20 protein-coding genes are annotated in these 21,211 nt (G+C 74.4%); 10 read left to right on the forward strand and 10 right to left on the reverse strand.

The window, feature by feature from the left end; all coding sequences use genetic code 11:
- Positions 1-564 (reverse strand): MarR family winged helix-turn-helix transcriptional regulator, encoded by a 564-nt coding sequence (locus F8568_RS36130; protein WP_151598126.1) that lies wholly within the window; start codon positions 562-564, stop codon positions 1-3.
- 117 nt (positions 565-681) lie between these two features.
- Between F8568_RS36130 and F8568_RS36135 the strand changes: the two genes are divergently transcribed.
- The 3 genes from F8568_RS36135 to F8568_RS36145 all read left to right on the forward strand — a co-directional run bounded on the left by F8568_RS36135 (position 682) and on the right by F8568_RS36145 (position 3,867).
- A complete protein-coding gene (locus F8568_RS36135; protein ID WP_151598127.1) occupies positions 682-1,665 on the forward strand; it encodes an ATP-binding cassette domain-containing protein in 984 nt (327 codons plus the stop codon).
- Position 1,666: 1 nt separating this feature from the next.
- Positions 1,667-2,569 carry an ABC transporter permease gene (locus F8568_RS36140; RefSeq protein ID WP_151598128.1) on the forward strand — a complete coding sequence of 301 codons (903 nt, stop codon included), beginning with the start codon at positions 1,667-1,669 and terminating at the stop codon, positions 2,567-2,569.
- Positions 2,570-2,682: 113 nt separating this feature from the next.
- On the forward strand, positions 2,683-3,867 hold the full coding sequence (locus F8568_RS36145) for an esterase-like activity of phytase family protein (RefSeq protein WP_328601175.1): 1,185 nt from the start codon (positions 2,683-2,685) through the stop codon (positions 3,865-3,867).
- 108 nt (positions 3,868-3,975) lie between these two features.
- Here the strand turns inward: F8568_RS36145 and F8568_RS36150 are convergent, their stop codons facing one another.
- From F8568_RS36150 to F8568_RS36160, 3 genes are all read right to left on the reverse strand, one after another.
- Positions 3,976-5,325, reverse strand: a complete 1,350-nt coding sequence (locus F8568_RS36150) for an RNA polymerase sigma factor (protein ID WP_151598129.1) — start codon at positions 5,323-5,325, stop codon at positions 3,976-3,978.
- A gap of 247 nt (positions 5,326-5,572) precedes the next feature.
- Positions 5,573-6,580 (reverse strand): cation diffusion facilitator family transporter, encoded by a 1,008-nt coding sequence (locus tag F8568_RS36155; RefSeq protein ID WP_151598130.1) that lies wholly within the window; start codon positions 6,578-6,580, stop codon positions 5,573-5,575.
- 64 nt (positions 6,581-6,644) lie between these two features.
- A complete protein-coding gene (locus tag F8568_RS36160; protein ID WP_202125736.1) occupies positions 6,645-7,802 on the reverse strand; it encodes an AMP-binding protein in 1,158 nt (385 codons plus the stop codon).
- A gap of 101 nt (positions 7,803-7,903) precedes the next feature.
- Here F8568_RS36160 and F8568_RS36165 point away from each other — a divergent pair, with 101 nt between their 5' ends.
- The 3 genes from F8568_RS36165 (at position 7,904) to menD (ending at position 11,490) form a co-directional block, all read left to right on the forward strand.
- Positions 7,904-8,803, forward strand: coding sequence for a 1,4-dihydroxy-2-naphthoyl-CoA synthase (locus F8568_RS36165; protein WP_151598131.1), 900 nt, complete (start codon positions 7,904-7,906; stop codon positions 8,801-8,803).
- A 63-nt stretch (positions 8,804-8,866) separates the two neighbouring features.
- Complete coding sequence (locus tag F8568_RS36170; RefSeq protein ID WP_151598132.1) at positions 8,867-9,826, forward strand: o-succinylbenzoate synthase; 960 nt, start codon at positions 8,867-8,869, stop codon at positions 9,824-9,826.
- Positions 9,823-11,490: a 2-succinyl-5-enolpyruvyl-6-hydroxy-3-cyclohexene-1-carboxylic-acid synthase gene (menD, locus tag F8568_RS36175; RefSeq protein ID WP_151598133.1), complete on the forward strand. Its 1,668-nt coding sequence runs from the start codon at positions 9,823-9,825 to the stop codon at positions 11,488-11,490. Before F8568_RS36170 ends, menD begins: the two co-directional genes overlap by 4 nt.
- Positions 11,491-11,659: 169 nt before the next feature.
- Here menD and F8568_RS36180 read toward each other — a convergent pair whose 3' ends face one another.
- Positions 11,660-12,475 (reverse strand): tyrosine-protein phosphatase, encoded by an 816-nt coding sequence (locus F8568_RS36180; protein WP_151598134.1) that lies wholly within the window; start codon positions 12,473-12,475, stop codon positions 11,660-11,662.
- A 238-nt stretch (positions 12,476-12,713) separates the two neighbouring features.
- Between F8568_RS36180 and F8568_RS36185 the strand changes: the two genes are divergently transcribed.
- Positions 12,714-13,739, forward strand: coding sequence for a fatty acid desaturase family protein (locus F8568_RS36185; RefSeq protein WP_151598135.1), 1,026 nt, complete (start codon positions 12,714-12,716; stop codon positions 13,737-13,739).
- A 13-nt stretch (positions 13,740-13,752) separates the two neighbouring features.
- On the forward strand, positions 13,753-14,568 hold the full coding sequence (locus F8568_RS36190; protein WP_151598136.1) for an Fpg/Nei family DNA glycosylase: 816 nt from the start codon (positions 13,753-13,755) through the stop codon (positions 14,566-14,568).
- 13 nt (positions 14,569-14,581) lie between these two features.
- Here the strand turns inward: F8568_RS36190 and F8568_RS36195 are convergent, their stop codons facing one another.
- From F8568_RS36195 to F8568_RS36210, 4 genes are all read right to left on the reverse strand, one after another.
- Complete coding sequence (locus F8568_RS36195) at positions 14,582-15,619, reverse strand: helix-turn-helix transcriptional regulator (protein ID WP_151598137.1); 1,038 nt, start codon at positions 15,617-15,619, stop codon at positions 14,582-14,584.
- Positions 15,620-15,675: 56 nt separating this feature from the next.
- A complete protein-coding gene (locus tag F8568_RS36200) occupies positions 15,676-16,911 on the reverse strand; it encodes an isochorismate synthase (protein WP_151598138.1) in 1,236 nt (411 codons plus the stop codon).
- Positions 16,912-17,101: 190 nt separating this feature from the next.
- Positions 17,102-17,698 (reverse strand): biotin transporter BioY, encoded by a 597-nt coding sequence (locus tag F8568_RS36205; RefSeq protein ID WP_151598139.1) that lies wholly within the window; start codon positions 17,696-17,698, stop codon positions 17,102-17,104.
- 119 nt (positions 17,699-17,817) lie between these two features.
- Complete coding sequence (locus F8568_RS36210; protein ID WP_151598140.1) at positions 17,818-18,549, reverse strand: spermidine synthase family protein; 732 nt, start codon at positions 18,547-18,549, stop codon at positions 17,818-17,820.
- A gap of 86 nt (positions 18,550-18,635) precedes the next feature.
- Here F8568_RS36210 and F8568_RS36215 point away from each other — a divergent pair, with 86 nt between their 5' ends.
- On the forward strand, positions 18,636-19,499 hold the full coding sequence (locus F8568_RS36215; protein ID WP_151598141.1) for an SDR family NAD(P)-dependent oxidoreductase: 864 nt from the start codon (positions 18,636-18,638) through the stop codon (positions 19,497-19,499).
- A gap of 94 nt (positions 19,500-19,593) precedes the next feature.
- Positions 19,594-20,577, forward strand: coding sequence for a S1C family serine protease (locus F8568_RS36220; protein ID WP_151598142.1), 984 nt, complete (start codon positions 19,594-19,596; stop codon positions 20,575-20,577).
- Between the two features lie 16 nt (positions 20,578-20,593).
- Here the strand turns inward: F8568_RS36220 and F8568_RS36225 are convergent.
- The coding region (locus F8568_RS36225) for a helix-turn-helix domain-containing protein (RefSeq protein ID WP_151598143.1) at positions 20,594-21,211 on the reverse strand (618 nt) is incomplete at its 5' end.

Consider the following 21,211-nt stretch of genomic DNA (forward strand, 5'->3'; position numbering starts at 1 on the left):
CTACTGCCGTGTCTGCTGCCCCTTTCGCCGCCGCATCCGGGCTTCCGCCTCGACCTGCGGGGTGACGACCCGTTCCCGCGGCGCGGATCCCCGGTACGGGGTGTCGTCCGCGGGGGCCAGGTCGGCGAACCGGTCGTCGTGGTAAGCGAGGACCCGCAGCAGCATCTCCCGGAGCAGCCGCCGCTCGTCCGGTGACAGCGGTTCGAACAGGGCCTCGTTGAGGCGGCGGCGCGCCCGGAGGCTCTCCTCGAGGAAGCCGAGGCCGCCGTCGGTGGCCTCCAGCGCGTAGCGCCGCCGGTCGGCGGGGTCGCGGCGGCGCCGGACGTGGCCGGCCTCCTCCAGCGCGTCCACGATCCCGACCAGGTCGCCGGCGTCCATGCGCAGCCGCTCGGCGACGTCGCGCTGCGACAGCGGCCCGGACCGCGCCACGCACCACAGGACGAGCAGGTGCGGCATCCGCGGCTGGCCGGGGAACATCCGCGCCCCGGTGCGCCGGACGAGGCGCACCGTCTCGTACATCAGGTAGGTGGGCGAGTCGTACATCGGGTCGTCGTGGTCCGTCACGTCCCGCTCCTCGGAGATCGCTTGGATTGCCCTATCTCTCTTGACGTGAGAGATAGGCTACTCCTACCGTTGGAAAGCCCAAAATATGGGCGCATTTTTCATCGGAGGGGAGGCCCCATGCCCGGCGGGGGACCCGCCGTCGAGGTCGACGGCCTGATGAGGAAGTTCGGCGAGGTGGAGGCCGTCCGGGGAATCGGCTTCACCGTGGCGCCCGGGGAGATCTTCGGCTTCCTCGGCCCGAACGGTGCCGGCAAGTCCACCACGATCAACATGCTCTGCACGCTGCTGAGGCCGACCGGCGGCACCGCCCGCGTCGCCGGCCTCGACGTGGTGACCGAGCGCGACGGCGTCCGCCGCAACATCGGCCTGGTCTTCCAGGACCCGACGCTCGACGGCTACCTGTCCGGTGAGCAGAACCTGCGCTTCCACGCCGAGCTGTACGGGGTGCCGCGGAGCGTGACCGGCGCGCGCATCCGGCAGGTGCTGGAGATGGTCGGGCTCTGGGACCGGCGCGCCGACCTGGTGCAGACCTACTCCGGCGGCATGAAGCGCCGCCTGGAGATCGCGCGCGGCCTGCTGCACTCGCCGCGGGTGCTGTTCCTGGACGAGCCGACCGTCGGCCTGGACCCGCAGACCCGCGCGTCGATCTGGGACTACATCCGGCAGCTGAAGGACGCCGAAGAGATCACCATCTTCATGACCACCCACTACATGGACGAGGCCGAGTTCTGCGACCGCATCGCGATCATGGACTCGGGGCGGATCGTCGCGCTGGACACCCCCGAGGCGCTCAAGGCGGGCGTCGGCAAGGACCGGGTCCGGATCCAGACCGCCGACGACGAGGCCGCGATCGCCGCCCTGCGGGAGCGGTTCGACATCGAGGCCGGCATGTCGGAGGGCGCCGTCACGTTCTCGGTCGCCTCCGGCGAGGCGTTCGTGCCGCGGCTGTTCGCCGAGCTGGGCGTGGCGATCCGGTCGGTGAGCGTGTCCCGGCCGTCGCTGGACGACGTCTTCATGTCCTTCACCGGCTCGACGATCCGCGACGCCGAGGCCGGTTCCACCGACAGGATGCGCATGGCGATGCGCGCGGCGAGGAGATGAGATGACGCGCTCGACACGGGCGGACGCGCCCGGGACGGCGGCGCCGGCCGCGGACGTGGTGCGGGTCCGGGTGCCGGAGCCGGGGCTGCGGCAGGACGCGCGCGCGGTGAAGATCGTCCTGCACCGGGAGCTGATCCGGTTCTGGCGCGACAAGCTGCGGATGGTGTCGGGGCTGGTGCAGCCGGTGCTGTGGCTGCTGGTGATGGGCACCGGGCTGTCGAACCTGATGGCCAGCGGCGGCGCGCACGGCGACATCGATCTGAAGACGTTCATCTTCCCGGGCGTGTGCGCGATGTCGGTGATGTTCACCGCGATGTTCTCCGCCGGGTCGATCGTGTGGGACCGCGAGTTCGGGTTCCTGCGCGAGATGCTCGTCGCCCCGGTCAGCCGCAGCTCGATCGTGGTCGGCAAGTGCATCGGCGGCGCGCTGGTGGCGACGCTGCAGGGCGCGGTGATCGTCGCGCTGGCCGGGCTCGCCGGGGTGCCCTACGACCCGGTGCTGATCCTGGAGCTGCTGGGGCTGATGTTCCTCGGCGCGTTCGCGCTCACCGGGTTCGGCGTGATGATGGCCGCGCGGATCAAGCAGATGCAGTCGTTCTTCGGCCTCATGCAGATGGCGATGATGCCGATGATGTTCCTGTCCGGCGCGCTGTACCCGCTGAACGGGCTGCCCGCGTGGCTGACCGTGCTGACCCGGTTCAACCCGCTGACCTACGCCGTCGACCCGCTGCGCCAGGCGGTCTTCTCCCACCTTGACCTGACGCCGGCGTTGCGGCGCACCTTCGACCCCGGCGTGACCTGGAACGGGTGGGTCGTCCCGGTCTGGCTGGAGATCCTGATCGTGGTGGGGATGGGCGTCGTCCTGATGGGCGTCGCGATCGTCGAGTTCCGCCACACCGACTGACGGAGCGCGGCTCCGCGACACCCATGGGAACCGCACTGTCACCGTGCGTGATGCAGCATACTGGGCTCGGCCACGAAGCGGATCGACTCGGATGCGAAGGGTGACGGCGACAGGTGAACGGGCAGCGGAGGATGTTGCGAGGGGCGGCGGCGACGGCCGCCGTCCTCGCCGCGGTAACGGTTCCGGCGGTCATGGACGGGCCCGCGCGGGCGGACGCCCGCGCCGGCGGCCGGACGGCCGGGGCGCACCCGGGGCTGCGGATCACGCGGTTCCTGGGCGCGAAGCGGCTGCCGCACCTGGCGAAGTTCGGCGGCACCACGGTGGGCGGGCTGTCGGGCATCGACCGCGATCCGCGCACCGGCGACTGGTACATGATCTCCGACGACCGGTGGCGGTACGACCCGGCCCGCTTCTACACCGGCCGCGTCGCCATCGACCCGCGCACGGGCCGGTTCGAGAGCGTGAAGATCACCGGCGTGCGGACGCTGACAGGGCCGGACGGCAGCCCCTACCCGGGGTTCGGCAAGCCGCGCTCGGCCGACCCCGAGTCGATCCGCTACGACCCGGACGCCCACCGGGTGCTGTGGGGCAACGAGGGCGACCGGCCCGACGAGACGCACCAGGTGCCGCTCGCGCCGATGACCGTCCAGTGGGCGGACCGCGACGGCCGCTACCGCGGCCGGCTGCCGCTGCCGGGGAACCTGCGGCTCACCACCGGCCACCACGGGCCCCGCCGCAACCTCGGCATGGAGGCGCTGGCGATCGCGCCGCACACGATCGCGGGGATGGTCGAGGGGCCGCGCTATGAGGACGGCCCGCCGCCCACGGTGCGGCAGGGAGCCGTGACGCGGTTGACCGTGTGGAGCCGGCAGGGGAAGTTGCGGGCGCAGTACGCCTACCGGGTCGACCGGCTGCCGGTCGCGCCGGCCCCGGCGGGCGGCGTCGCCGACAGCGGCGTGTCGGAGATCCTCGCGATCGACGACCACCGCTACCTGGCGCTGGAGCGGTCGTGGCTGCAGGGCGTCGGCTACAAGGTCGAGTTGTACGAGTTCGACACCCGCGGCGCGACGAACGTGCTGGGGCGCGGGAGCCTGGCGAAGGGCCGCGGGTACCGGCCGGTGCGCAAGCACCTGGTCGCCGACCTCGGCCGGTACGCCTCCCCGACGCAGAACCTGGAGGGGATGGGCTGGGGGCCGAAGCTGAGGTCGGGGGAGCGGACGCTGGTGGTCTGCTCCGACGACAACTTCGACGCCCAGGAGGCCACCGAGTTCCTGGCGTTCGCGGTCCGGGGCCGCTGACGCCGCCGGGTCCCGGACCGCGCGGCCCGGAGACACCGCGGCGCCCGCCGGATCACCGATGATCCGGCGGGCGCCGATGCCGTGCGCCGATGCCCTGCGGGCGGGGCGTCAGACGGCGAAGTCCAGCAGCGGGCGCGCGTTGCTCGGGTGCCGCAGCTTGGACAGCGACTCCTTCTCCAGCTGCCGGATCCGCTCGCGGGTCAGCCCCATCGCCTTGCCGATCTCGTCGAGCGTGCGCGGCGTCCCGTCGTACAGCCCGAACCGCATCGCCATGATCTTGGCCTCGCGCGGCGACAGGATGTCGAGGGTGCGGCGCAGCTGGTCGGCCATCAGCTGGCGGTCCACCAGCTCGGACGCCTCGGGGCTGTCGGTGTCCTCGATGAGGTCGCCGATGCGGGTCTCGCCGTCCTCGCCGATGGTGGAGTCCAGGCTGATCGGCTGGCGGCTGGTGCGCAGCAGCTCACGGACCTGCTCGGGGCTCTTGTCCAGCTCGACCGCCAGCTCCTCGGGGGTGGGCTCGCGGCCGAGCCGCTGGTGCATGTCGCGCTCGACGCGGCTGAGCTTGCTCAGCATCTCCAGGACGTGCACCGGCAGCCGGATGGTGCGGGCCGAGTCGGCGAAGCCGCGCTGGATCGCCTGCCGGATCCACCACATCGCGTAGGTGGAGAACTTGTAGCCCTTGGAGTAGTCGAACTTCTCCACGGCGCGGATCAGCCCGAGGTTGCCCTCCTGGACGACGTCCAGCAGCGACAGCCCGCGGTCGGAGTACTTCTTGGCGACCGACACCACGAGCCGCAGGTTCGCCTCGAGCATGTGGGCCTTGGCGCGGCGCCCGTCGGCGGCGACCCACTCGAGGTCGGCACGCATCCGCGGGGTGAGCTTCTCGGTCTGGAGCTTGTGCTCGGCGTACAGCCCGGCCTCGATGCGCTTGGCCAGGTCGACCTCCTGCTCGGCGGTCAGCAGCTGCCGGCGGCCGATCGCCTTGAGATAGGTGTGCACCGAGTCACCCATGGTGGTCGACTGGTCGTCCAGGTCGGCGGGGGAGTCGGCGGCTTCGACCTCGGTGACGTCGAAGCCCTCCTCGGGCACGTCGGCGTCGCCGGGCTCGGCGGCCTTGCCGGCGGCCTTGCGGGTCCGCCCGGTCGCCTTGGCGGTGCTCTTGCGGGCGGCGCCCTTCTTGGCGGCGCCCGGCGCGGCCTGGGCGGTGTCGCCGCCGTCGTGGTCGGCGGCCGCGGCCATCGTGCGGACGGTGTCGGGCTCCCCGGCCAGGCTGATCCCGGCCTCCGACAGCTCGCGCAGGATCGAGCGGCCCTGCGCCGGGCTGAGGCCGGCGGTCTCGAAGGCCCCCCTCACCTCGTCGAGCGAGAGGCGCCCTTGGGCGCGGCCGCGCTTCAGGAGGGCGTCGAGCGCGGGGCTCGCCGACTCCGTGAGCGGGGTCTCGATAGCGCTTCGCGGCATGGGGGCACCCCTCTCCCTTCGGTGTGTGGATGCGGCGCGGATGTCGTTCGCTGCAGGCGCACGCATATACGGGAACGCCGCGCGGAGGGCCGGTTGTTCCCGGACGGGCCCGATCGGCGCTCCCGGAGGGGATCGCGAGGTGGCGCCCCGGTCCCTCGCGGTGCCTGGTCGAGGGCGTTTCCTGCCGTCCGGCCGCCCCTACCTTACTTCGTAAAGGCACCGGGTGGTGGTGCTATGACCAACGCCACTATGCCTCCTCCTGCTTCGGCCGCAGCGTCCGGCCGTATCGAGCGATGACCCGTTCCCGCAGCTCGGGGTCGTCGCGGGGGACGGGTTCGAGGAACACCTCGTCGATCTCCTCGTGGGCCTCGCGCAGCTCGCGCGCCATCCGGACGCACGCGCGCTCGACGTCGGCGGCGGTGAGCGCGTCGCGGAAGTCCAGCCGCGCGCAGACCAGCACGCGGTCGGCGCCGACCGTCATCGTGACGATGTCGACGACCCACTCCACCTCGGGCGCGGCGTGCAGCCGGGCGCGGACGTCGTCGACGATCCGCGGGTCGGCCTGGTTGCCGATCAGCAGGTTGAGGTTGATCCGGCCGAGGACGAGCGCGACGACGGTCAGCAGCACGCCGATCAGCACGGACCCGATGCCGTCCCAGACGGCCGAGCCGGTGGCCTGGTGCAGGCCGAGCCCGCCGAACGCCAGGAGCAGGCCGACGAGGGCGGCGGAGTCCTCGAGCAGGACGCTGATCGCGGTGGGCTCGTCGGTGCGGCGGATGTAGGCGAGGAGGGGCAGGGACTCCTCGCGGGCCGCGGCGCGGGTCTGCCGGAGCGCCTGCTGCCAGGAGACCGCCTCCAGGACGAACGCCACGGCGAGCACGATGTACCCGACCAGCGGGTCGGACTCGGCACCGGAGCGGGCCCCGATGAGCGTCTCGAGCCCCTGGTAGTAGGAGAACAGCGCGCCCATCCCGAAGATCGCGACGGCGACGAGCAGCGTCCAGATGTAGCGCTCCTTGCCGTAGCCGAAGGGGTGCCGGCGGTCGGCGGGCCGGCCGCTGCGGCGCAGCCCGACCATGAGCAGGACCTCGTTGAAGGTGTCGGCGACCGAGTGCGCGGCCTCGGCGGCCATCGACGCCGACCCGGTGATCAGCGCGGCGACGATCTTGGCGAGGGCGATGCCCAGGTTGGCGAGGAACGCCAGCAGGACGGTCAGGCCGCTCTCGTTGTCCGGCTCCTCGCGCGGTTCGCCCATGCCGGTCGTCCTCCCCAGATCGTCACCGTGCCATGCGCCCCGCGCGTCCCGCGCGCTACGGGTGTCACCCCGCGGTGCGGAGCCGGGCGCGGTCGGGCTTGCCGGAGGCCAGCAGCGGGATCGCCTCGACCAGCTCCAGCTCGCGGGGCGCCGCGCAGGCGGGCATCGTCTCGCGGACGAAGGCGCGCAGCTCCGGCAGTCCGGGGGCGTCGGCGGCCGGCACCACGACGGCGGTGACGCGCTCGCCCCATTCGGGATCGGGGCGTCCGACCACGACCACGTCGCGGACCTTGGGGTGGCGCGACAGCGCGGTCGCGACCTCGCCTGCGACGACCTTCTCGCCGCCGGTGTTGATCACATCGTCGATCCGGCCGCGGACGCGGAGCCGGCCGTCCTCCAGGGCGCCGAGGTCCTGGGTGACGAACCACTCGCCGTCGCGGACCGCGGCGGTCTGCTCGGGGCGCAGCCGGTAGCCGGTGAACAGCGAGGGCCCGGCGAGGCGGATCCGGCCGTCGGCGGCGAGTTCGGCGCGCATGCCGTCCAGGGGGATGCCGTCGTAGACGCAGCCGCCGCACGTCTCGCTCATGCCGTAGGTGGTGAAGACGCGGGCGCCGCGCTCGCGGGCCTCGGCGAGCAGGCCGGGCGCGGCGGCGGCGCCGCCGAGGACGATCGCGCCGAGCCGGGACGGGTCGGCGCCGGCGTCCAGCAGGCGGCGCAGCTGGGTGGGGACCAGGGAGATGTGCACGCGCCCGGCGGCGGCGACGGCGGCGGGGTCGAAGCGCGGCGTGATGATCGGTTCGGTGCCGGCGAGCAGGGCGCGGACGAGGACCTGGACGCCGGAGATGTGGCTGGTCGGCACGCAGCACAGCCAGCGGTCGCCGGGGGCGGCGCCGATGCGGGCGAGGGTGCCGGCGGCGGAGTGGCGCAGCGCCTCGGCCGACAGCTCGACGAACTTGGGGGCGCCGGTGGAGCCGGACGTGGCGATCAGCACGGCGGTGCCGTCGGCGAGCGGGGCGCGCTCGCCCGCGCCCCGGTGCGGGGTGAGGCCGTCCTCGGTCTCGACGGCGTCGGGGGCCAGCGCCTCCAGCATCGCCGCGAGCGCCGGCGCGGGAAGCTCGGGGGACAGGGGGCAGACGGCGGGTCCGCCGTCGAGGGCGGCGGCGAGCGCCCGGAACAGGCGGGGCCCGGGCGGCAGCACGACGGCGTGCAGGCGGCGATCCATGATCCCATCAGGGTAGGCGACCCCGCTGAACGCGTTCAAACCGAGGGGCGGTTGAATGGGCACCACCCGGATCGACGCCGGCCCCGACGGGAGAGGATCACATGGTCTCGGAGCTGTTCGACGCGGACGCCTGGAAAGAGGTCGAGGGCTTCGGCTTCACCGACATCACCTACCACAGGGCGGTGGATCAGGGAACCGTCCGGATCGCCTTCAACCGGCCCGAGGTGCGCAACGCGTTCCGTCCGCACACCGTCGACGAGCTGTACCGGGCGATGGACCACGCCCGGATGTCGTCCGACGTCGGCTGCGTGCTGCTGACCGGCAACGGGCCGTCGCCGAAGGACGGCGGGTGGGCGTTCTGCTCGGGCGGCGACCAGCGCATCCGCGGCAAGGACGGCTACAAGTACGCCGAGGGCGAGACGGCCGAGACGATCGACCCGGCGCGGGCGGGCCGGCTGCACATCCTGGAGGTGCAGCGGCTGATCCGGATGATGGGCAAGGTCGTGATCTGCGTGGTGCCGGGGTGGGCCGCGGGCGGCGGGCACAGCCTGCACGTGGTGTGCGACCTGACCCTCGCCAGCCGCGAGCACGCCCGGTTCAAGCAGACCGACGCGGACGTGGCGAGCTTCGACGGCGGGTTCGGGTCGGCGTACCTGGCGCGGCAGGTGGGGCAGAAGTTCGCGCGGGAGATCTTCTTCCTCGGCGACGCCTACGACGCCGAGGCCGCGCACCGGATGGGGATGGTGAACGCGGTCGTGCCGCACGCCGAGCTGGAGGCGACGGCGCTGCAGTGGGCCCGCAAGATCAACGGGAAGAGCCCGACGGCGCAGCGGATGCTGAAGTTCGCCTTCAACCTCGTCGACGACGGCCTGGTGGGGCAGCAGGTGTTCGCCGGGGAGGCGACGCGGCTGGCCTACGGTACCGATGAGGCCGCCGAGGGCCGCGACGCGTTCTTGGAGAAGCGCGACCCCGACTGGTCGGGCCACCCGTGGTACTACTAAATGTCCGGCGCGCGGTGTGGTCCGGATTAGCGTGATTCATCAGGCAGGTCAGGGGGTCAGCGGGTGCGGGTCTTCGCCATCCCGATGCGGACGCGGTTCCGCGGTGTGACGCGGCGGGAGGGCGTCCTGTTCCAGGGCCCCGCCGGGTGGGGGGAGTTCTCGCCGTTCGCCGACTACGGGCCGGCCGAGTGCGCGCGGTGGCTGGCGGCCGCGCGGGAGGCCGCGCACGAGGGCTGGCCCGCTCCCGTCCGGGACCGGATCCCGGTGAACGTGACGGTCCCGGCGGTCGGCCCCGACCGGGCGTTCGAGATGGTGAAGGCGTCCGGGTGCCGGACCGCGAAGGTGAAGGTGGCCGAGCGCGGCCAGGACGACGCCGACGACTTCGCGAGGGTGGAGGCCGTCCGCGACGCGATCGGGCCGGACGGCCGGGTGCGCATCGACGTCAACGGCGGCTGGGACGTCGAGCACGCCGCGCGGATGATCCGGTCGCTGGACCGGTGGGAGCTGGAGTACGCCGAGCAGCCGTGCGCGACGCTGGAGGAGCTGGCGCGGGTGCGGCGGATGGTGGACGTGCCGATCGCCGCCGACGAGTCGATCCGCCGCGCCGAGGACCCGTTGAAGGTCCGGGCGGCGGAGGCGGCGGACGTCGCGGTGCTGAAGGTGCAGCCGCTCGGCGGGGTGCGGGCGGCGCTGGAGGTCGCCGAGGCGTGCGGGCTGCCGGTGGTGGTGTCGAGCGCGGTGGAGACGTCGGTGGGGCTGGCGGCGGGGGTGGCGCTGGCCGCCGCGCTGCCGGAGCTGCCGTACGCGTGCGGGCTCGGGACGCTGTCGCTGATGGACGGCGACGTCGTGCGGGATCCGCTGGCCGAGCGCGGCGGGGAGATCGAGGTGCGCCGGCCCGCGGTCGACGAGGGGGCGCTGCGCCGGTTCGCGGCGCCGCCCGAGCAGGCGGAGGCGTGGCGGCGCCGCGCGGTGGACGCGCAGGCGTTCCTGCCGGGCCCGCCGGTGGTCGGGGTGGACCGGTGAATCCGGCGACGGCGCTGGCGACGGTCCTGGTCGACGAGCTGCTGCGGTGCGGGATGACCGACGCGGTGCTGGCCCCGGGGTCGCGGTCGGCGCCGCTGGCGCTGGCGCTGCACGCCGCGGAGGAGGCCGGCCGGGTCCGGCTGCACGTGCGGATCGACGAGCGGTCGGCGTCGTTCCTGGGCCTGGGGATGGCCAAGCGGTCGGGGCGTCCGGTCGCGCTGGTGTGCACGTCGGGGACTGCGGCGGCGAACTTCCATCCGGCGGTGGTGGAGGCGCACGAGTCGGGCGTCCCGCTGATCGTGGTCACCGCGGACCGTCCGCCGGAGCTGCGCGACACCGGCGCGAACCAGACGATCGACCAGGTGAAGCTGTACGGGACGGCGGCGCGGTGGAGCACCGAGGTCGGCGTGCCGGAGAACCGTCCGGGGATGGTGGCGTACTGGCGGTCGCTGGTGAGCCGGGCGTGGGGGCTGGCGCAGGCGCCGGTGCCGGGTCCGGTGCACCTGAACGCGGCGTTCCGCGAGCCGCTGATTCCCGACGGCGACGAGTCGTGGTGCGAGCCGCTGGACGGTGACGCGACCGGGGCGTGGACGAAGGTGCGGGCGGCGACGCCGGGGTCGGTGCTGCACGTCCCGCCGACGCGGCGCGGCGTGCTGGTGGTCGGCGACGGCGCGGTGAACGTCAAGCGGTACGTGGCGGCGGCGTCGATGGCGGGCTGGCCGGTGCTGTCGGAGCCGAACGGGAACGCCCGGTACGGCGACCACGCGCTGACCTCGCACCATTTCCTGCTGGGCATTCCGGAGTTCGTGGAGCGGCACCGTCCCGAGGTGGTGGTGACGCTCGGCAAGCCGGGGCTGTCGCGGCCGCTGCTGTCGCTGCTGCGGCGCGCCGAGGAGCACATCGTCCTGGCGCCGGACCTGGCGCACTGGCCGGACCCGGTGCGGTCGGCGACGCAGGTGGCGCCGGAGATCGAGATCCCGGTGGTGTCGGGCGACGACGCGTGGTTGAAGTCGTGGCGGTCGGCGGACCTGGCCGCCGCGGCGGCGGTGGACGCGGTGCTGGACGGCGTGGCGGAGGTGAGCGAGCCGCGGCTGGCTCGGGACCTGGTGGCGGCGATGCCGGGCGGGTCGCTGCTGTTCACCGCGGCGAGCATGCCGATCCGGGACCTGGACCAGGTGATGCGGCCGCGGCGCGGGATCCGGATCATGGCGAGCCGCGGCGCGAGCGGGATCGACGGGCTGGTGTCGACGTCGATCGGGGCGGCGCTGGCGCACAGCGGCCGCTCGTACGCGCTGCTGGGCGACCTGGCGTTCCTGCACGACCAGAACGGCCTGGTCATCGGGCCGCACGACCGCCGTCCGGATCTGGCGATCGTGGTGGTGAACAATCAGGGCGGCGGGATCTTCTCGCTGCTGCCGCAGGCGGCGCTGGCCGGCCCGTTCGAGCGGGTCTTCGGCACGCCGCACCGGGTGGACCTGGAGGCGGTGGCGGCGGCGCACGGCGTCCCGTACCGGCGGCTGGAGGCGGCGGCGGAGCTGCCGAAGGCGATGGCGGGGGAGGGGCTGCGGATCGTGGAGGCCCGTACCGACCGCGACGCGAACGCGGTGCTGCACGCGGAGATGCGCAAGGCGGCCCACGCCGCCGTCCGCGACCTGTTCGCCTGACGCCCCCGAGAGGACGGTGCCGGCTCACGCCACCGGTCCGTAGTGATTCAACCCTGAACTTACAATGTAAAGTCGGTGGGCGGTGTTGCTCAAGCAACACCGCCCACCGAAACCCCTCAACGACATCGACAGCGAGCCGAGGCCTTCCGGGGCGCTGCGGGGGCGGTCGTCAGGACAGGAGGCGGTCGCGGAGGGCGTCGGTGTCCTCGCCGGTCCAGCCGTGGCCGCTGAGCCAGCCCTCGGCGCCGCCGAACTCCTCGTCGATGCGGGCGAGGAGCTTCTCCATGACGGCGGCGCGGGGGAGGTGGCTGTCGGCGGGGCGGGAGTCCAGGTCGGCGGCGTAGGTGTCGCTGGCGCGCAGGCGTCCGAGGACGGCGTCGATGCGGTCGCCGGACATGGCGTAGTCGGCGACGATCGCCTCGCGGGTGACGCCGGCGATGTCGAGGGCGAGGGCGCAGACGACGCCGGTGCGGTCCTTCCCGGCGGCGCAGTGGACGAGCGAGGAGCCGTCGGTGCGGGTCATGACGCGCAGGGCGGCGGCGATGTTGTCGCCGCGGTCGCGGAGGTAGCCGAGGTAGTGGCCGGTCGAGCGGTCGAGTTCGGTGCCCTTGGTGTCGCGGCCTTGCCAGGGCAGGGCCTTGTCGACGTCGGCCCGATCGGGCACGGCGGGGGTGTCGGCGGCGGCGTCGGTGCGGCGGCCGCCTTCGGGGAACAGCGAGAGGTGGTGGAGGGTGACGGAGGGGACGCGGGCGAGGGGGCCGGGTCCTTCGAGGCGGACCTCGGCGTCGCTGCGCAGGTCGATGACGTTCTTGAGGTGGTACTCGTCGATGAGGAGGCGGACGTCGGCGACGGTGAGGTCCTGGAGGTTGTCCGAGCGCAGGACGCGGCCGCGCCGGGTGGCGCCTCCGTCGGCGGTGGGGAGCCCGCCGAGGTCTCGGGCGTTGACGGCTCCGTCCAGGTCGATCCACCGCGTCGGTTCGCTCATGGCTTCTGACCCTATATGGACGTCGTGTTCCGTCTGTGATCCAGGGTCCGGGGTGGGCGGGAGTCACCGGAGCGAGCGCGGAGGCGCCGCACTGGGTGGTCCGCGGGGGCGACGGCGGGCGAGGGGTACCGGGACCTGGGAGCCAGGGCGGGGTTGGCTCCGCAGCGTGGCGACCGCCCGGTGATCGTCTCCGTAGCTTCGGGTCAGTCATCGCACCGACGATCCGATGGAGGCCTCAATGCCCGCGACTCTCGACGCCCCGCCCGCCCGGGCGGCCGGCAGTGATTTCGCTCCGCTGGTGCGGCGGGTCCGCGCGAGCGGGCTGCTGGACCGGCGTCCCGGTTACTACGCGTGGGCGATCGGGACGAACCTGGCGGGGACGGCGGCGGTGTGGGCGGCGATCGGGTGGGCGGGGGCGAGCTGGTGGGCGGTGCTGCTGGGTGTTCCGCTGGCGGTGCTGTCGGCGCGGACGGCGTTCCTGGGGCATGACGCGGGGCATCGGCAGATCGCGGGGTCGGCGCGGGTGAACCGGTGGCTGGGTCTGGTGCTGGGGAACCTGCTGCTGGGGATGGGGCAGGGGTGGTGGAGCGACAAGCACAACCGGCATCACGCGAATCCGAACCATGTCGGCAAGGACCCGGATGTGGGGGAGGGGGTTCTGGCGTGGACGGAGGGGCAGGCGGCGCGGCAGCGGGGGGTGCTGCGGTGGGTGGCGCGTCATCAGGCGGGGTTGTTCTTTCCGTTGCTGACGCTGGAGGGGGTGAACCTGAAGGTGGGCAGTGTGCTGTACCTGCGGGGGAGGTCGCGGCGGGAGCAGCTGGTGGAGGGCGGTCTGCTGGCGTTGCATGCGGTGGGGTACCTGTCGCTGGCGTTCGCGTTGCTGTCGCCGGGGAAGGCCGTTGTGCTGATGGTGGTGCATCATGCGCTGTTCGGGGTGCATCTGGGGGCGGTGTTCGCGCCGAATCACAAGGGGATGGCGATGCCGGAGCCGGGTGAGCGGTGGGGGCATCTGCGGCGGCAGGTGCTGACGTCGCGGAACGTGCGGGGCGGTGTGGTGGTGGACTGGCTGATGGGCGGGTTGAACTACCAGATCGAGCATCATCTGTTCCCGGGGATCCCGCGGTGCGGTCTGCGGCGGGTGCAGCCGCTGGTGCGGGCGCACTGCGCGGTGGTGGGGCTGCCGTTCACCGAGACGGGGCTGGTGGAGTCGTACCGGCAGGCGCTGGGGCACATGCGGGGGGTGGGGGCGTCGGTGCGGCCGTAGGATGTCGGGCGTCATGCCCGAAGGTCATACCCTCCATCGTCTGGCCGCCGAGCACCGCCGGGTGTTCGGCGGCCGTCCCGTCGCCGCCGAGAGTCCGCAGGGCCGGTTCGCGGCGGGTGCGGCCGAGATCGACGGCCGTGTGCTGAGCGCCGCCGAGGCGTACGGCAAGCATCTGCTGCTGGAGTTCGGCGACGACCGCGTCCTGCACGTCCATCTGGGGATCTATGGGACGTGGCGGTTCGGCGGGGTGCCGGCGCCGGAGCCGCGGGGGGCGGTGCGGTTGAGGTTGTCGGGTGCGGGCGGGCATGCGGATCTGCGTGGGCCGAACGCGTGCGAGCTGCTGGAGCCGGGTGGGGTGAAGGTGCTGCTGGATCGGCTGGGGCCGGATCCGTTGCGGGCGGACGCCGATCCGGGGCGGGCGTGGGCGCGGATCTCGCGGAGCCGGACGAGTGTGGCGGCGCTGCTGATGGATCAGTCGGTGGTGGCGGGTCCGGGGAACATCTACCGGGCGGAGGTGCTGTTCCGGCAGGGGATCGATCCGATGCTGCCGGGTCGGGCGTTGTCGGAGGGGCAGTGGTCGGCGGTGTGGGCGGATCTGGTGGTGCTGATGGCGGAGGGGGTGCGGTCGGGGCGGATCGACACGGTGCGGGCGGAGCACATGCCGGGGGCGATGGGGCGTCCGCCGCGGGTAGATGATCATGGTGGTGAGGTGTACGTGTACCGGCGGGCGGGGTTGCCGTGCCTGGTGTGCGGGAGTGCGGTGGCGTCGGCGGAGCTGGCGGGGCGGAATCTGTTCTGGTGTCCGGGGTGCCAGCCGTCGGCGGGGTGAGCGGTGCGGGGTGTCAGTGCAGGTAGCGGTCGGCGAGGGCGCGTGCGGTGTCGGTCATCATGGCGCGCAGTGGGGGTGGGGCGAGCACTTCGACGTCGGCGCCGAGTTTGAGGAATTCGACGTGGGCGTGGCGGAGTGATTCGACGGGGAGGGTGACGGGGGTCCAGCCGGTGGGGTCGGGTGGGCCGGCGTTGTCGTGGACGGCGCGTGCCATGACGGGCGGGAGGAGGACGGCGGCGCGTTGGAGGCCGTGGGGGGACAGGCGGACGGTGGCGTGGTCGCGGTAGGAGTCGGCTTCGAAGCGGGTGGCGTAGGCGTCCCAGTAGGCGGCGAGGTCGAAGTCGGGTGGGCGGTCGAAGTGGTGGGGGAGGGGGTGGAGGGTGAGGATGCGGGAGACGCGGTAGGTGCGCGGTGCCCGGTCGTCGGCCGGTGCGGTGCCGGCTGGTTCGGCCGGCGTCCCGTCCGGTGGTGTGCGGGGGTGGTGGGGGCGGGCGATGAGGTACCAGGTTCCGGCCTTGAGGACGACGCCGATCGGTTCGAGGTCGCGTTCGACCTGCTGCGGGCGTGCCCAGCGGTGGTAGCGGACGCGGATGCGGTGCTGGTTCCAGACGGCGTCGGCGACGGCCTGCAGGTGGGGGACGTCGTCGGGGGCGCGGAACCAGCCGGGGGCGTCGAGGTGGAAGCGTTCGCGGATGCGGGCGGCGCGGGTGCGCAGGTCGGGTGGGAGGGCGGCCATGAGTTTGAGTTCGGCGGCGGCGGCGACGTCGCCGAGGCCGAGCTGGGTGGCGGGGCCGGGCATACCGGACAGGAAGAGGGATTCGGCTTCGCCGGTGGTGAGTCCGGTGAGGCGGGTGCGGTAGCCCTCGAGGAGGCGGTATCCGCCGTCGGGGCCGCGGTCGGCGTAGACGGGGACGCCGGCGGCGGAGAGGGATTCGACGTCGCGGTAGACGGTGCGGACGGAGACGTCGAGTTCGTCGGCGAGGTCGCGGGCGGTCATGCGGCCGCGGGTCTGCAGCAGCAGGAGCAGGGACAGCAGGCGGGACGCGCGCACGTGTCCAGTGTGGCGTGGCGGGAGGGGTGCCGGGGCCGCGGGTCGGGGGGCTGGGGTCAGCCTTGCAGGGCGTACTGCATGGCGCGGAACTTGGTCTGGGCTTCGGCGAGTTCGGCGGCGGGGTCGGAGTCGGCGACGATGCCGCAGCCGGCGAACAGGCGGGCGCGGGTGCCGTCGAGTTGGGCGCAGCGCAGGGCGATGCCCCATTCGCCGTCGCCGCGGGCGTCGACCCAGCCGACGGGGCCGGCGTAGCGGCCGCGGTCCATGCCTTCGAGTTCGCGGATGAGGTCCATGGCGGTGTCGGTGGGGGTGCCGCAGACGGCGGGGGTGGGGTGCAGGGCGGCGACGACGTCCAGGACGGAGCGGTCGGCGGCGAGGTGGCCGCGCAGGGGGGAGGCGAGGTGGTGCAGGTTGGGGAGGGTGAGCAGTTCGGGTTGAGTGGGGACGTGCAGGTCGGCGCACAGGGGGGTGAGGGCGTCGCGGACCATGTCGGCGGCGTAGCGGTGTTCTTCGCGGTCCTTGGCGGAGGAGAAGAGGCGTTGGGCGCGGTCGTGGTCGGCGGCGGGGGTGTCGCCGCGGGCGGTGGTGCCGGCGAGGACGAGGGATTCGATGTCGCCGCCGGTGCGGCGGATGAGGAGTTCGGGGGTGGCGCCGACGAGTCCGGCGCAGGAGAAGGTGTAGCAGCCGGGGAAGCGGTCGGCGAGGCGGCGCAGCAGGACGCGGGCGTCGATGGGGGCGTCGGCGTGGACGGTGAGGTCGCGGGCGAGGACGACCTTGCCGAGGGCGCCGCCGCGGATGCGCTGGACGGCGGTGGCGACGGTGTCGGCCCAGGCGTGCGCGGGCATGGCTCCCTGGCCCCAGGTGAGGCCGGTGGGGGGCTGGGGTTCGTGGACGAGGGAGAGGGGGTCGGCGTCGTCGCCGATGGTGGTGAGCCAGGCCCGGCCGTCGCGGCGGCCGAGGACGCGGCGGGGGATGATGAGGACGGAGTCGGGGGATTTGGGGTCGAAGGCGAATCCGCCGAAGGCGACGGGGCCGGTGCCGGGGAGGGCGACGGGGTCGTCGATGTCGGCGGCGCCGAACAGTTCGCGCAGGAGGGCGGCGGCGGTGGTGAAGCGGTCCTCGCCGCCGGGCAGGGTGATGCGGGCGGCTTCGCCCCAGCCGACGATGCCTTCGCCGTGGCGGATCCAGGCCAGGGCGGAGGGGTGCGGAAGTCTCGAGACGAGGTCGCCGGGGTCGGCGACCGGGGCGGTGCGGACGACGAGGCGGTCCGGTGCTGTCACGGCGAGCTTCACGCATGCCACTGTACGGCAGAGTTGAACCTGTTCAAACCGGCGGGGCGGCGGTGTCCGGTGAGGTGTGCGCCACATCGCGGTGTCCGGTCACGGGTTGCACATGCCCGGTGGGCGGGCCGCCATGCGTCCGCCCCCGCGCGGCGGGCGTGCGGGGGCGGAGGCGAAAGGGCGGGGAGCGGCGTGGGGCGGGTCAGGACGCGCGGCCGGTGAGGCGGCCGGTGAGCTTCCATGCCGCCGGCAGCAGCGCCGCGGCGAGCGCGACCTTCAGCGCGTCGCCCGCCAGGAACGGCGTCACGCCGAGGTGCAGTGCCTTGCCGAGCCCGATGTGCAGGGACGCCATCAGGTAGGGGACGCCGGCGGCGTACATGATGGCGGTGCCGGCCAGCATGGTCGCGATGGTCCGCGGCGGGGTGCGGTCGCCGCCGTGTTCGGCGAGGCGGCCCACGACGGCGGCGGCGACGACGAAGCCGAGCACGTAGCCGAGGGTGGGGAAGCCGGTGCCGGATGCGCCGTCGGTGAACCAGGGGACGCCGGCCATGCCGGCGAGCAGGTAGACGATCATGCCGAGGCCGGCGCGGCCGAAGCCGAGCGCGGCGCCGGCGAGCAGCACGGCGAAGGTCTGGCCGGTCACCGGTACGGGGGTGCCGGGCAGCGGCACCGCGATCTGGGCGGCGACGCCGACGAACGCGGCCGCGCCGGCGACGAGCGCGGCGTCGCGGGCGAGGGAACCGGGCAGCAGGTCGCCGAGGACGGCGGGACCCCGCCGGGCGGCGTGGACGGTGGCCAACTGAACCTCCCATAGATGGTGTTGTCAGCCGAAACTTAGCGAACCGGTCGTCCGGAACGGTGCGCGCGGTCGCCGTAAGCGCCCGGGGCGGGGCCGCCGGGTCCGGCGGTCGGGGGCGGTCAGGGGCGGCGGGCGAGGTACACCATGTCCGGCTCGCCGCGCGGCACCGGCACCGGCAGCTCCTGCACCCGGTCGAACCGGGACGCCAGCAGGTCCCGGAAGCCGGGCGCGGCGCCCGCGCTCCAGACCGCGAGGACCCCGCGGGGGCCGAGCCGCCCGGCGAGCAGGTCCAGGCCGCCGGGGCCGTACAGGCGCGCGTTGCCGGGGGTGACCGTCCAGTGCGGGCCGTTGTCGATGTCCAGGCAGACCGCGTCGAACCCCGCCGCGTCGGGCGGGGTCTGGAGGACGTCGAGGAGGTCGGCGCGGACGAGCGCGACGCGCGGGTCGTCCAGGCCGCCGCGCGACCAGGGCCGCAGCGGGCCGGCGTGCCAGCCGACGACGGCCGGTTCCCGCTCCACCACCGTGACGTGCCCGACGGCCGGGTGCGCCAGCGCCTCGGCCAGGGAGAACCCGACGCCGAGCCCGCCGATCAGCACCCGCACCGGCTCCCCGCCGCCGCCCGGCCCGGCGTCCGCGGCCCGGTCCGGGTCGAGGGCGGCGTCGAGGGCGGCGTCGAGGGCGGCGCGGACCAGCAGCCGCTCGGACTCGCCGTTGCGGGTGTCCATCAGGAACGTCCCGTTGCTGATGATCTCGTAGTCGGCGCCGGCCCGGCGCAGGACCAGCTCCCCGCCGATCCCGGCGGCGCGCTCCACGACGACCGGCCCGGCGCGTTCTTCCCCGATCACGTCCATGGGCTCCGACCCTAGCCGCCCGCGGGCCCCGGCCGGGTGCCGTGCGGGCTGGGCGGGTCGGGGGCGGGTCGGCTACGGTGCCGGGCATGCCCGACCCCTCCGCGCATTCCCCCGCGCGCCCCTCCGCAGACCCCTCCGCAGACCCCTCCGCGCCGCCGGCGGGCCCCGGCGGTCCGCTGCTGGCCGGCCGCCGCATCCTGGTCGTCGGCGCCGGGACCCGCCGCAGCGACGACCCCGCCGCGCCCGTCGGCAACGGCCGCGCCATCGCCGTCACCGCCGCCCGCGAGGGCGCGCGGGTCGCCTGCGCCGACGTCGACGAGGACGCCGCCGGCGCGACCGCCCAGATGATCGCCGCCGAGGGCGGCGCCGCGCACGTGGTGATCGCCGACGTCACCGACCCGGTGTCCTGCGACCGGGTGGTCACGCGGGCGGCGGAGGAGCTCGGCGGCCTGGACGGGGTGGTGTTCAACCCCGGGATCGGCATCGGCTACGGGATGGCCGGCACCGGCCTGGCCGACTGGGACCGCGTCATGCAGGTGAACCTGCGCGCGCCGTTCCTGGTCGGCAAGGCGGCGCTGCCCGCGCTGGACGCCGGTGCGGCGATGGTGTTCATCGGGTCGCTGGCGGGCACCAAGCCGGGGTCGCGGTCGCCGTCCTACGACGCGTCCAAGGCGGGGCTGACCGGGCTGGTGCGGCACATCGCCGCCGAGGGCGCCGGGCGCGGGGTGCGCGCCAACGTGGTCGCGCCCGGCCTGATCGACACCGTGATGGGCCGCGACGCCTCCGGCGGGAACGCCGCCCGGGACCGGGTCGCCGCGCTGATCCCGATGCACCGGCAGGGCACCGCGTGGGAGGTCGCCGACGTGGTCGTGTTCCTGCTGTCGCACCGCGCCGCCTATGTCACCGGGCAGGTCGTGCACGTCGACGGCGGCCTGTCCACTCTGCGCTGACCCCGGCCCGGTCCGCCGGCGGGCGGGGAGCGGGGAACACGCGGGGCACTTCCGGATGTAGCGCGGTAATGTTGTAATCATCTGGAGGTGCGCGATGTCCCCCGAATCCCGCGACCCCGAATCCCGCGACGACGAGGCGCCGGACGGGCGGGCCCTGGACGCCTACTCGGCCACGGTGTCGGCCGTCGCCCGCGAACTCACCCCGCGCGTCGCCGCGCTGCGCGTCCGCCACCGCCGCGGTGAAGGGGCCGGATCGGCCGTCGCGTTCACCGGCGACGGGTTCCTGCTGACCAACGCCCACGTCGTCGGCACCGCCGCCGGCGGGCAGGCCGCGTTCGCCGACGGGTCCACCGCCGACTTCACCGTCGTCGGCACCGACCCGCTGTCGGACCTGGCGGTCGTCCGCGCCGACGGCGAGGTTCCCGGCCCGGCGGTCCTCGGCGACAGCGACCGCCTGGTCGTCGGGCAGCTCGTCGTCGCCGTCGGGAACCCGCTCGGGCTGGCCGGGTCGGTCACCGCCGGGGTGGTGTCGGCGCTCGGCCGGTCGCTGCCCGCCCGCAGCGGCTCGGCCGCCCGCGTCATCGAGGACGTCATCCAGACCGACGCCGCCCTCAACCCCGGCAACTCCGGCGGCGCCCTCGCCGACTCCGGCGGCCGCGTCGTCGGGATCAACACCGCCGTCGCCGGCGCCGGCCTCGGCCTCGCGGTCCCGATCAACGCCACCACCCGCCGCATCATCGCCGCGCTGATGCGCGACGGCCGGGTCCGCCGCGCCTACCTCGGGCTGGTCGCCGCGCCCGTGCCCGTCCCGCCCGCGCTGCGCGCCCGGACCGGTCACAAGGAGGCGCTGCGCGTCGCCGAGGTGGTCCCGCGCAGCCCCGCCGACCGGGCCGGGCTGCGCCGCGGCGACCTGGTCCTCACCGCCGGCGGGCGGCCGGTGTCGCACGCCCAGTCCCTGCAGCGGCTGATGTTCGAGGGCGCCATCGGCCGGCCGCTGGCCATCACCGTCGTCCGCAACGGCGCGATGGTCGACGTCATCGCCGAACCCGCCGAGCTCACCGGCACCGAGACCGCCTGACCCCCGGCCGCCCGGGTCAGCGCCGCCCGGGGCCGCGGAACGTCGCCCGGTACGCCGACGGCGACACCCCCACCGCCGCCTGCAGATGCGCCCGCAGCGACGCCGCCGTCCCGAACCCCGACCGCTCGGCCACCCGCTCCACCGGCAGGTCGGTCTCCTCCAGCAGCTGCCGCGCCCGCTCGACCCGCTGCCGCGCCAGCCACACCGCCGGCGACACCCCCGCCTCCTGCCGGAACCGGCGCGTGAACGTCCGCACGCTCATCGACGCCCGCGCCGCCAGCTCCGCCAGCGTCAGCGGCTCGGCGAGCCGCTCCAGCGCCCACGCCCGCGCCGGGCCCGTCGAGGCCTCCCGCGGCGCCGCCACCGGACGCGCGACGAACTGCGCCTGCCCGCGCTCCCGGTGCGGCGACACCACCGTGCGGCGCGCCACGTCGCCGGCCACCGCCGCGCCGTGGTCCCGGCGGATCACGTGCAGGCACAGGTCGATGCCCGCCGCCTCGCCCGCCGAGGTCAGCACGTCCCCCTCGTCGGCGTACAGCACCGCCGGGTCCAGGTCCACGCCGGGGAACATCGCGGTGAACCGGTCGGCCGACCGCCGGCCCGCGCCGCACGCCGCGGCCTCACGCTCCGCGGG

Origin of the sequence: Actinomadura physcomitrii (assembly GCF_008923205.2) — a bacterium.
GTDB classification, from domain to species: domain Bacteria; phylum Actinomycetota; class Actinomycetes; order Streptosporangiales; family Streptosporangiaceae; genus Spirillospora; species Spirillospora physcomitrii.

Coding starts and splice junctions, on each gene's coding strand:
- F8568_RS36135 (WP_151598127.1), top strand. CDS start 682: ATGCCCGGCGGGGGACCCGCCGTCGAGGTCGACGGCCTGATGAGGAAG.
- F8568_RS36140 (WP_151598128.1), top strand. CDS start 1,667: ATGACGCGCTCGACACGGGCGGACGCGCCCGGGACGGCGGCGCCGGCC.
- F8568_RS36150 (WP_151598129.1), bottom strand. CDS start 5,325: ATGCCGCGAAGCGCTATCGAGACCCCGCTCACGGAGTCGGCGAGCCCC.
- F8568_RS36155 (WP_151598130.1), bottom strand. CDS start 6,580: ATGGGCGAACCGCGCGAGGAGCCGGACAACGAGAGCGGCCTGACCGTC.
- F8568_RS36160 (WP_202125736.1), bottom strand. CDS start 7,802: ATGGATCGCCGCCTGCACGCCGTCGTGCTGCCGCCCGGGCCCCGCCTG.
- F8568_RS36165 (WP_151598131.1), top strand. CDS start 7,904: ATGGTCTCGGAGCTGTTCGACGCGGACGCCTGGAAAGAGGTCGAGGGC.
- F8568_RS36180 (WP_151598134.1), bottom strand. CDS start 12,475: ATGAGCGAACCGACGCGGTGGATCGACCTGGACGGAGCCGTCAACGCC.
- F8568_RS36185 (WP_151598135.1), top strand. CDS start 12,714: ATGCCCGCGACTCTCGACGCCCCGCCCGCCCGGGCGGCCGGCAGTGAT.
- F8568_RS36190 (WP_151598136.1), top strand. CDS start 13,753: ATGCCCGAAGGTCATACCCTCCATCGTCTGGCCGCCGAGCACCGCCGG.
- F8568_RS36210 (WP_151598140.1), bottom strand. CDS start 18,549: ATGGACGTGATCGGGGAAGAACGCGCCGGGCCGGTCGTCGTGGAGCGC.
- F8568_RS36215 (WP_151598141.1), top strand. CDS start 18,636: ATGCCCGACCCCTCCGCGCATTCCCCCGCGCGCCCCTCCGCAGACCCC.
- F8568_RS36220 (WP_151598142.1), top strand. CDS start 19,594: ATGTCCCCCGAATCCCGCGACCCCGAATCCCGCGACGACGAGGCGCCG.